The 9,861-nt window shown below is 68.9% G+C and carries 7 protein-coding genes; 2 read left to right on the forward strand and 5 right to left on the reverse strand.

The window, feature by feature from the left end:
* Positions 1–3: 3 nt before the first annotated feature.
* Positions 4–1,251, forward strand: a complete 1,248-nt coding sequence (glcF, locus tag AC1DW0_RS28465) for a glycolate oxidase subunit GlcF (RefSeq protein ID WP_477949403.1) — start codon at positions 4–6, stop codon at positions 1,249–1,251.
* A gap of 870 nt (positions 1,252–2,121) precedes the next feature.
* On the opposite strand, the gene AC1DW0_RS28470 is transcribed toward glcF, so the two are convergent.
* From AC1DW0_RS28470 to metK, 3 genes are all read right to left on the reverse strand, one after another.
* Positions 2,122–2,772: a phytanoyl-CoA dioxygenase family protein gene (locus AC1DW0_RS28470; protein WP_477949413.1), complete on the reverse strand. Its 651-nt coding sequence runs from the start codon at positions 2,770–2,772 to the stop codon at positions 2,122–2,124.
* A 162-nt stretch (positions 2,773–2,934) separates the two neighbouring features.
* The gene (locus tag AC1DW0_RS28475) at positions 2,935–4,476 is read right to left on the reverse strand and encodes a methyl-accepting chemotaxis protein (RefSeq protein WP_477949404.1); all 1,542 of its coding nucleotides are present in this window, start codon (positions 4,474–4,476) and stop codon (positions 2,935–2,937) included.
* 214 nt (positions 4,477–4,690) lie between these two features.
* Complete coding sequence (gene metK, locus AC1DW0_RS28480) at positions 4,691–5,872, reverse strand: methionine adenosyltransferase (RefSeq protein WP_457350425.1); 1,182 nt, start codon at positions 5,870–5,872, stop codon at positions 4,691–4,693.
* A gap of 129 nt (positions 5,873–6,001) precedes the next feature.
* Here metK and AC1DW0_RS28485 point away from each other — a divergent pair, with 129 nt between their 5' ends.
* Positions 6,002–6,865: a lysophospholipid acyltransferase family protein gene (locus AC1DW0_RS28485; RefSeq protein ID WP_056205353.1), complete on the forward strand. Its 864-nt coding sequence runs from the start codon at positions 6,002–6,004 to the stop codon at positions 6,863–6,865.
* Between the two features lie 4 nt (positions 6,866–6,869).
* Here AC1DW0_RS28485 and AC1DW0_RS28490 read toward each other — a convergent pair whose 3' ends face one another.
* Together AC1DW0_RS28490 and AC1DW0_RS28495 are read right to left on the reverse strand one after the other, a co-directional pair.
* Positions 6,870–7,745 carry a PEP-CTERM sorting domain-containing protein gene (locus AC1DW0_RS28490; RefSeq protein ID WP_477949407.1) on the reverse strand — a complete coding sequence of 292 codons (876 nt, stop codon included), beginning with the start codon at positions 7,743–7,745 and terminating at the stop codon, positions 6,870–6,872.
* Positions 7,746–7,851: 106 nt separating this feature from the next.
* The coding region (locus tag AC1DW0_RS28495) for a helix-turn-helix transcriptional regulator (protein WP_477949409.1) at positions 7,852–9,861 on the reverse strand (2,010 nt) is incomplete at its 5' end.

Consider the following 9,861-nt stretch of genomic DNA (forward strand, 5'->3'; position numbering starts at 1 on the left):
GGCATGCAGACCACCCTCGCTCCCGAATTCGCCGGCACCCACGATGGCACTGAGGCCGAGGCCATCCTGCGGCGCTGCGTGCACTGCGGCTTCTGCACGGCCACCTGCCCGACCTACCAGCTGCTGGGCGACGAGCTCGACGGCCCGCGCGGCCGCATCTACCTGATCAAGCAGGTGCTCGAAGGCGCTGAACCCACGCGCGAGACGCAGTTGCATCTGGACCGCTGCCTGACCTGCCGCAACTGCGAGACGACCTGTCCGTCGGGCGTCGAATACGGCCGCCTGGTCGACATCGGCCGGCGCGTGGTGGATGCCAAGGTCGAGCGTCCCAGCGGCGAGAAGCGTGTGCGCTGGCTGCTGAAGGAGGGGCTGACCTCGCCGCTGTTCAAGCCGGCGATGAAGCTGGGCCAGATGTTCCGGCCGCTGGTGCCGGCGTCACTGAAGGACAAGGTGCCGGCCAGGCCGCCGGCCACGGCGCATGACTGGCCGACGCGCCAGCTCAACCGCAAGGTCGCGCTGCTGCTGGGCTGCGTGCAGCCGGCCATGGCGCCCAACATCAACAGCGCGACGGCGCGGGTGCTGGACGCGGCCGGCATTCAGACCGTGGTGGCCGATGGCGCCGGCTGCTGTGGTGCCATTCGCGAGCACCTCGGTGATCACGAGGCAGCGCTCAACGACATGCGCCGCAATATCGACGCCTGGTGGCCGCTGGTCTCGGGCCTCGGCGAGCGCGTCGAGGCCCTGGTCATGAACGCCTCGGGCTGTGGCGTCATGGTCAAGGACTACGCCCATCTGCTGGCCCACGACCCCGCCTATGCCGACAAGGCCAGGCGCGTCAGCGAGATGACCAAGGACCTCAGCGAGCTGCTGCCCGAGCTGGTGCCCACGCTGAAGGCGCGGCTCAAGGCCAAACCCGGCTCGCTGGCCTACCACCCGCCCTGCACGCTGCAGCATGGCCAGAAGCTCAAGGGCGGCGTTGAAGGCGCGCTGCGCGACCTCGGCTTTCGCATAGCCTGCGCGCCGACTGACAGCCATCTCTGCTGCGGCTCGGCTGGTACCTATTCGGTGCTGCAGCCCGAGCTGTCCAAGCAGCTGCGCGACCGCAAGCTGGCAGCGCTGGCGCCCTTGCAGGCCGAGCAGATCGTGTCGGCCAATATCGGCTGCATCCAGCATCTGCAGAGCGGCACGACCCAGCCGGTGCGGCATTGGGTCGAGGTGCTGGACGATGCGCTGAGAGGGGTGAGCGGGTAGGTGGTCGAGTGAGCTTGCTGTGGGTGCAGCGGGTCAGCCGATGACGGGTGTCGACCCTGAGCTGCCGCTCGCCGCGCCGGATTGAGCGCCGAAAAGCTGTCGTTCAGTAAGCGTGCTGGGAAGTCAGGTCGACATCGGGCCAGGAATCGGTCAACGACCGGTTGCGGCCTGAGACCGCGCTGGCCTCGAACGACCCCTCTGCGCATTCGCCTCACCCTCGGGCGCTTGAGAGGTGGCATTCAAGGCCAGGCTGCGGCCTTCGAAATCCAAACCACTGCGAAACAGAAGACCCTAGAAAGGTTCTGCTCGCGCGTCCTTAACGACCTTCTTTAGCCACGCGTCACCAACCGGCAAATCCAAGCCGCTTGCGTGGGCACAAATTTCCACGCCAGTCATCAGACCGGACGGCGAAACACATACGGTGAGCCTATTCAAAGGCCCGAAGTATTCGACGCTCGAGATGGTTGGCCCCTGGCCGCAAGAAACACCGAACCAAGCTGGGCCGACAACGATGACACCATCCCTCCGAATGGTGAGCCAAGTAGGCGGCTGAGCCGCACAGCGCCCCTGAGCTCTCCGCTCGTCTGTCCGCACATCGACCACGAAGTTCGACGCGCCAAGGCTGCACGTCTTTCGGTTGGCTGGCTCCTGCGCATCAGTGGATCGGTGTTGAACTCTGATGACATTCGATTCGGACAGGCAAATCGCTTCAACTCCATTGAACTGCTCATCCGCCAGCGATATGGCGCTGTGCATCATCAGTAGAAGTCCAGCGAGGAAGGGTACGAACCGCATGTCACTTAGCCTATCCGAAAGCAGTCAATCACCCGCGTCGGCTCCTGGCCGAACTGAGACTCTGCTGCGCGGCTCTCACCAAGCAAGTCCAAGCGGCAGCATTTCAGGACCGAAAACAAAGTGCAGGACTCTGCGCAGGCTGGAACCTGATGACTTCGATGACGCATGCAAGACGAGTGGTCGCATGAGCAGGGCATCGCCGCGCCGCGCCGGTATTGCAATTCCTGCAGTCCGCCCCGCGAGCGCAGCATTTGCTGGCTCGACCCGTCCAAACTGGTGAGACCCGGGTACGACCCGCAGCGGGCCGTCTTCGGCCGAACAGTCATCCACGTGGACACGGACAGCCAATAGTTGCGCGAGAACGCTGTCAGGGGCATGGACGAACACGGTTCCTTCCTTTTCGCTCCAGCCAGAAAGTGCGGGGTGGTCAACACGATCCACGACGGGAATACTCAGATCTTGATGGATCGGTACCAGCCAGTTCCGAGCTGCGGACTTCTCGAAGAATGTGCACTGGACTGCCCGGGCACGTGTAGGCAAAACTGCCCGCACGTCAGGATGACCCATCACCTTGTTGGCCAGAGCTTCGCACCAGGCCTCGCGCAGCAGAAGTCTTGAGCCCGCGCCCTGTGTGTCCACGGCTCCAAGACTCTGCGAGACCTGATCGCATTCCGCTTCGCTCAACAGGCTTCGGACGACGGTGAAGCCGTCAGTGGCTAGCTGCATTTTCAGCACAAGACTGTCGACATGCCGCTGAGCATATCCGGCCTCCGGCGGCCTTTTGGACTGCTCGAAACCTGCCGCTCGCCAGCGCCCGCTCGTGGCCGAAAGCCGCCCGACACGCATGTCTGCCGGTAAGGCGCGCGGAGCCGATGTGCCGTCTTCGTTCTAGACGCGGAAAGTCGATACCAGCTTCACCAGCTCGTCCGCCTGCTGCTTCAGGCTCTCCGCCGCTGCCGCGCTTTCCTCGACCAAAGCGGCGTTCTGCTGCGTCGCCTGGTCCATCTGCGTGATGGCCTGGCCGACCTGGCTGACGCCGGTGCTCTGCTCGCGGCTGGCCGAGCTGATCTCGCGCACGATCTGCGCGACGCGGCCGATGGCAGTCACGACTTGCGCCATCGTCTCGCCGGCCTTGTTCACCAGCACGGCGCCCTGCTCGACGCGCTCGACGCTGTCGCCGATCAGGCCCTTGATCTCCTTGGCCGCGTCGGCACTGCGCTGGGCCAGCATGCGCACCTCGCTGGCGACGACGGCAAAGCCGCGCCCCTGCTCGCCGGCCCGTGCGGCCTCGACCGCGGCGTTCAGCGCCAGGATGTTGGTCTGGAAGGCGATGGCGTCAATGGTGCCGATGATGTCGCCGATCTTGCGCGAGCTCTCTTCGATGCCTTTCATGCGCTGCACCGCCTCGCCGACGACTTCGCCGCCCTGGCGCGCCACCTGGCTGGCGTCATGCGCGAGCTTGTCGGCCTCGCCGGCGTTGTCGGCATTGAGCTTCACGGTGGCCGACAGCTCCTCCATTGACGCCGCCGTCTCTTGAATGGCACTGGCCTGCTGCTCGGTGCGCGACGACAGGTCGTTGCTGCCATGCGAGATCTCGGTGCTGGCCGTCGCGACGCCGCTGGCGTTCTCGCGCACCGAGCCGACGAGATGGCGCAGCGCCTGCTGCATCTGCGCCAGCGCCTGAGTCAACTGCGCGGTCTCGTCGCTGCCCACGCTGCGGATGTCGCGCGACAGGTCGCCATGCCCTACCTCTTCGGCTTCGTGGATGGCCTCGCGCAGCGGGCCGACAACGGAGCGCGTGATCAGCCAGGCCGCCGCGATGCCTACGCTGAGGCAGGCGATGGCGATGACGAGCATGATCATCTGGGTGCGGCGCGCCTCCTCCATGACCTGCTGGGTCTCGAGGCGCACGCGCTCGCCCTGGAAGTCGGCCATGCGGCTGATGGCCGCGACATAGGCCTCGGAGGCCGGCCGCATCTTGCCCTCCAGCGTCTGCAGCGCAGCGTCGGCTTCGCCGGCCTTGAGCTGGGCGAAGACCTGGTTGCGGATATCGACGTAGGCCTTGCGGGCATCGGCGATCTCCGTGAGCAGGGCCTTGTCGCGCTCGGTGTCCACCGCCTTGGTGAGGCTCTCCTGCAGTTCGGTGATCCTGGCACTCGTCGTCTTGATGATCGGCGAGAAGAACTCCGCCACGGGGCCCGAGCCTCCGGCGCGCGCGACGGCGTCGGTGCGCGTGACGTTGAGCTGGGTCGCCGTACGCCAGTCCTGGGCGAAGTCCTGGCGATGCTGCAGTTCCACCAGCAGGTCGATGTGAGGGCCGACGGCGCCGATCTGCCGGTAGCTCACGCCCAGGGCCACCGCCAGCAGCAGCAGCACGAGGCCGAAGCCCAGGCCCAGCCGGGTCCCGATTCGCATGGATTGCATGTTCATCACCGCCTCCAGGTTGATGGCGCGGCGGGCGGCTGTGATCGCGCACCCTGCCGTTGCGTTGACTCTACATGTTGACGGATGTGGCGGCGCAAAGGAAAACACCGCCTGGAGGGCGGTGTTGGTGAGGTGATGTCACCGTCCTTTGGTCTTTGCTCACATCGCTATGCGATATGAGCTTCGCCCACGTGTCGAACCGCGCTTGCGCGCGGCGGCCTTACAGGCCGGCCGCAGCCCGCAGGGCAGCGGCTTTATCGACACGTTCCCACGTGAACTCCGGCTCCTCACGGCCGAAGTGACCATAGGCCGCCGTCTTGGAATAGATCGGACGCAGCAGGTCCAGCATCTGGATGATGCCCTTGGGACGCAGGTCGAAGTGCTCGTTGACGAGCTTGGCGATCTGGTCGTCGGGGATGACGCCGGTGCCTTCGGTGTAGACGGTCACGTTCATCGGCCGGGCCACGCCGATGGCGTAGGCGACCTGGATCTGGCACTGGCGCGCCAGGCCGGCGGCGACGACGTTCTTGGCCACGTAGCGGGCGGCATAGGCGGCCGAGCGGTCGACCTTGGACGGGTCCTTGCCCGAGAAGGCGCCGCCACCGTGCGGGCAGGCGCCGCCGTAGGTGTCGACGATGATCTTGCGGCCGGTCAGGCCGCAGTCGCCCTGCGGGCCGCCGATGACGAAGCGGCCGGTCGGGTTGATCAGGTACTTGGTGTCGGCGCTGATCCATTCCTTGGGCAGCACGGGCTTGATCAGCTCTTCGCGGATGGCTTCGTAGAACTCGTCCGTCATGCGGTCGCCGAGCGAGTACTCGGGCGCGTGCTGGGTGGACAGCACGACGGTGTCGATGCTGTGCGGCTTGCCGTCCACATAGCGCATCGTGACCTGGCTCTTGGCGTCCGGGCGCAGGAAGGGCAGGCGGCCGTCCTTGCGCAGCTGGGCCTGGCGCTCGACGAGTCGGTGCGCGTAGTAGATCGGCGCGGGCATCAGCTCGGGCGTCTCGTCACAGGCGTAGCCGAACATCAGGCCCTGGTCGCCGGCACCGGTGTTGAGGTGATCGTCGGACGCATGGTCCACGCCCTGGGCGATGTCGTTGGACTGCTTGTCGTAGGCGACCAGCACGGCGCAGCCCTTGTAGTCGATGCCGTACTCGGTGTTGTCGTAGCCGATGCGCTTGATGGTGTCGCGTGCGACCTGGATGTAGTCGACGTGGGCGTTGGTCGTGATCTCGCCGGCGAGAACCACCAGGCCGGTGTTGCACAGCGTCTCGGCGGCCACGCGGCTGCGCGGGTCCTGCTCGAAGATGGCGTCCAGGATGGCGTCCGAGATCTGGTCGGCCACCTTGTCGGGGTGTCCTTCCGAGACGGATTCAGACGTGAAGAGGAAATCGTTGGCCACTTTTAAACTCCGGTTGCTTCATTGGCGGCGTCGCCGTCGCTCCTGGAGGTGCGGCGAACGCTTTAGCGGGATTTGTGAATCGCCCCGCAAGTAGTTCAGTAACTCGGCGATCTGCGAAGTATAGGAAATATGGGTTGGGTCTTTCGCTTGCTGTCCCGGCTGCCCCTGGCGCTATTGCACGCTTTGGGGGCGCTGCTGGGTTGGGTTGTCTACTTCGCCTCGGGGACCTACCGGCGGCGTTTCCAAGCCAATGTGGCCCAGGCCGGCGTCGCCTGGAGCGAGGCGCGGCCCGCGATTGCGGCCGCCGGGCGCATGGCGGCGGAGCTGCCCTGGCTCTGGGTGGCTACCCGCGGCAAGCCGCTGGGCGACAAGCTGCAATGGGAGGGCGGCGAGCTGATCACGGCCGCCCTGGCCGAGAAACGCGGCCTGGTCATGCTGACGCCCCACATGGGCTGCTTCGAGATCTGCGCCCAGGCCATCGCCGAGCGCTTCACGACGCCCGAGTCACCCATCACCGTGCTGTACCGCCCGGCGCGGCAGGCCTCGCTACGCGAGGTGATGGCCGGCTCACGCGAGCGGCCCGGGCTGGCCACGGCGCCGGCGTCGCTGGCCGGCGTGCGCCAGATGATCCGCGCGCTGCGCAAGGGCGAGGTCATCGGCCTGCTGCCCGACCAGGTGCCACCCGATGGCCTGGGCGTGTGGGCGCCTTTCTTCGGCAAGCCGGCCTACACGATGACGCTGGCCGCCCGCCTGGTGCAGCAGACGGGCGCGTCCCTGCTGCTGATCTGGGGTGAGCGCCTGCCCGGCGGTGAGGGCTTCGTCGTGCACGTGCTGCCCGCGCCGGCCATCCCTGCCGAGGCGAGCAACGAGGCTGCCGCAGCGCTCGTCAACGGGGCCATGGAGAGCCTGATCCGCCGCGCGCCGGGGCAGTATCTGTGGGGCTACCACCGCTACAAGCAGCCGCGCGGCCTGGACATCGGCGCGGCACCTTAGGCCCTCAGCGGCGTTCCCGCCGCAGGCGGAGCAGCGCGATCAAGCCGAGCGACAACAGCAGCGCCGTCGCCGGCTCGGGCACGGCGGTCACCAGCAGGCCGGGGTCGCCACCGGTGATGGCCGTCAGGCGCAGCGTGTGCGAGGCGTCGGCCAGCACATCGGTCGTGTCGTAGGTCATCTGCACGCTGGCGCTGAGCTGGCTGATGAGGACGAAGCTCGCGCCGGGGTCCACCGTGATGCTGACCGAGAAATCACCGCCGAAGGCTTGCGGGTTGTAGAGCAGGCCCACACCGCTGTGGCTGCTGTAGCCGAAGTCGATCAGGCCGACCTCGAAGGACGGGTCCTGGCCGGTGTAGATGGCCGCTGATCCGAAGGCGCTGGCCCGGGTGCTGCTGAGCGTGCCGTCGACATGGAAGTCGAAGTGGTAGGTCGTCGTGCTGGCGCCGAGGTAGTGGTAGGTCTGCTGGGTGCGCGCGACGGCGCTGGCGGCATAGAGGTCGATGCCGATCTCCAGTTGCGCCGGGTCGGCGAGGATGACGACGGGCTCGTTGTCGGCCCGCGCATAGGCGCCCAGCAGCGGTGTGGCCAGGGCGCCCTGCAAGGCGGCGCTGGCGTGGTACTCCACGCCGCCGCCCAGGCTGTAGCCCGCCGTGTTGGGGTCGCCCACAGGCTGGCCGAGGTAGTCCACCTGGGCGGCCAGCGGGCCGCTCTGGCTTTGCACCGGGTTGCCGGTGAGACCGAGCTGGAAATGCGGGCAGGTGCTGCAGCCGATCTGGAAATCGCCCCGGGCGGTGCCGCTCGCGGTGGCAAGGCCAGCCTGGCCCCAGGCGGCGCCGCTGGCGAACAGGGCGAGAGCAGTGAGCAGCGTGCGGATCTTCATGACAGGTCTCCCTTGCAAAGGCTGTGCGGGCCGGTGGCCCTGAATGCAAGGCTAGAGGGCATCGCGCGGCGCCACTGCGGCGGCGTTACCCGGATTTGGACGCGCACTACTCAGATTTCGCGCGCTGGATGGCGTCCTGGCGTGTCTTCACCCCCAGCTTGAGGAAGACGGCGGCGACATGGTTCTCCACCGTGCGCTCGGAGCGGTGCAGCGTGGCTGCGATGGCGCGGTTGCTGTGGCCCTGCACGAGCAGCTCCAGGATCTCGCGCTCGCGTCCGGTCAGGCCCAGCGGGTCCTGCCGGGCATGGCCGTAGCGGCCACGCCCCACGCCGCTCACGCCCACGCGCCGCAGGCGCCGTCGCGCGTACTGCGCGGCCAGCCCGGCGCCCAGCCCTTGCAGCCGCTGCAGCCCATCGGCGATGGCGTCGGCATCGCCCCACAGCAGCGCCAGGGCCTGCTGGTAGGGGCAGCCCACCTCGCCCCAGGCCTGGCTGGCGGCGCGATGCCGGCCGCTAGCCTCCAGCGCGCAGGCCGCGGGCGCGTCGGCGGCGACGGCCTGCGGCTGGCCCAGGCGCGCAAGCCACACCTGGACCTGCGCCCGCCGCCACGGCCCCAGCCGCGTGGTCGCTCTGGCCAACGCTTCCTCCGCCAGCTGCCGCGCCCGCCCCGCCGGGCCCGACAAGGTCGAGATTTCCACCTGCTGCACATCCACCGACATGAACCAGGGTGACACCGCCAGCTGCCGCCGTCCACTGGCCAGCTCCTGCCAGTAGGCCAGCGCACCCGGTTCCCCTCGGCGGGCCGCCTGCAGCGCAAGCAGATGGCCGACCTGCTCGCGTTGCAGCTCGTTCAGGTCAGGGCGGGCCTGGAGCTGGCGCAGGCCCGCCTCGCCGGCCGCCCAGTCGCCGCGCGCGATGTCGCCGCAAGCCTGGCGCACGCGCAGCGGCACGGCGAACAGGTCCAGGTCGCGCGCCTCGCAATACGCCAGCCCGGCCGTGCACAGGCGCTCCAGCTTGTCGTAGCGCGACGCGACCAGTGCGGCCGAGGCGAGGTTGGTCCAGGCGCGCGCGGCCAGTTCCTCCCGGCCATCGGCCAGCGCCTGTTCGAGCGCGGCGTGCAGCTCGACCGTGCCCAGCCCCTCATCCGGCCCGCCCAGCCGCGCCGAGGCCAGCGTGATACGCGCGCCGAGGGCGCCCGCCGGGTCGCCGAGGCGGCCGAACAAGGCCAGGGCCTGGGCGGCACCCGCCAGCGCCGCGCCGGTGTCGTCGTCCAGCAGATGCAGCTGGGCGTGGTTGGCCAGCGCGTGGGCCAGGGCCGGGCTGTCGGGGGCGTGCTCGTGCAGCAGGGCGATCGCGGCCTCGGCATGGGCCAGGCCGGCGCTGGCGCGGCCGCGCGTCCATTCGATGCGCGCCAGCAGGCTCAAGTGCTCGGCCCGGGCCAGCGGCCGCGCGCCGGCCAGGCTCAGCGCCAGGGCTGCGGCCTGCGCGGCCTCCTCGACCTGACCGGTCAGCAGGCATTCGATCGCCTGGGCGCGCGCCAGCGGCTCGACCTGCACGGCAGGCAGTTGTGCGGCGCGGCGCAGCGCCAGGCCGAACAGGGCCGCGGCCTGGCGGTGCGCGCCCGAGGCGGCCGCCAGTTCGGCGGCGCGCGGCGCCAGCCGGGCCACGGCATGGTCCAGGCCGGCGTGCTCGGCGTGATGCACAAGGCGCACCGGTGCCGCGCCGCGCTCGCTGAGGGCGTCGAACACTGCGGCATGCAGGGCCGCGGCGCGGGGCCCCAGGGCTTCCAGCACGGTCAGCCGGGTCAGCTCGTGCGCAAAGCGCAGGCAGTCGCCGCCGGCCTGCAGCAGGTCGCTGGTGACGACTTCGGCCAGGGCCTCGGGCTCCAGGCCGCAGGCGTGGGCCAGCACGGCGGTCTCCAGCGGCGCGGGCGAGACGCTGGCCACATTGAGCAACTCGCGCGCCGGTGGCGACAGCCGCGCCACGCGCGCCAGCAGCGCGTCCCGCACCGACACCGGCAGGCCCTCGGCCAGCGGCGCGGCCAGCAGCTCCGTCACGAAGAAGGGATTGCCGCCGCTGGTCTCGAACAGGCCCGCGGCCGGGCGGCCGGCGCGGGC

Source organism: Roseateles sp. P4_D2 (assembly GCF_056401875.1).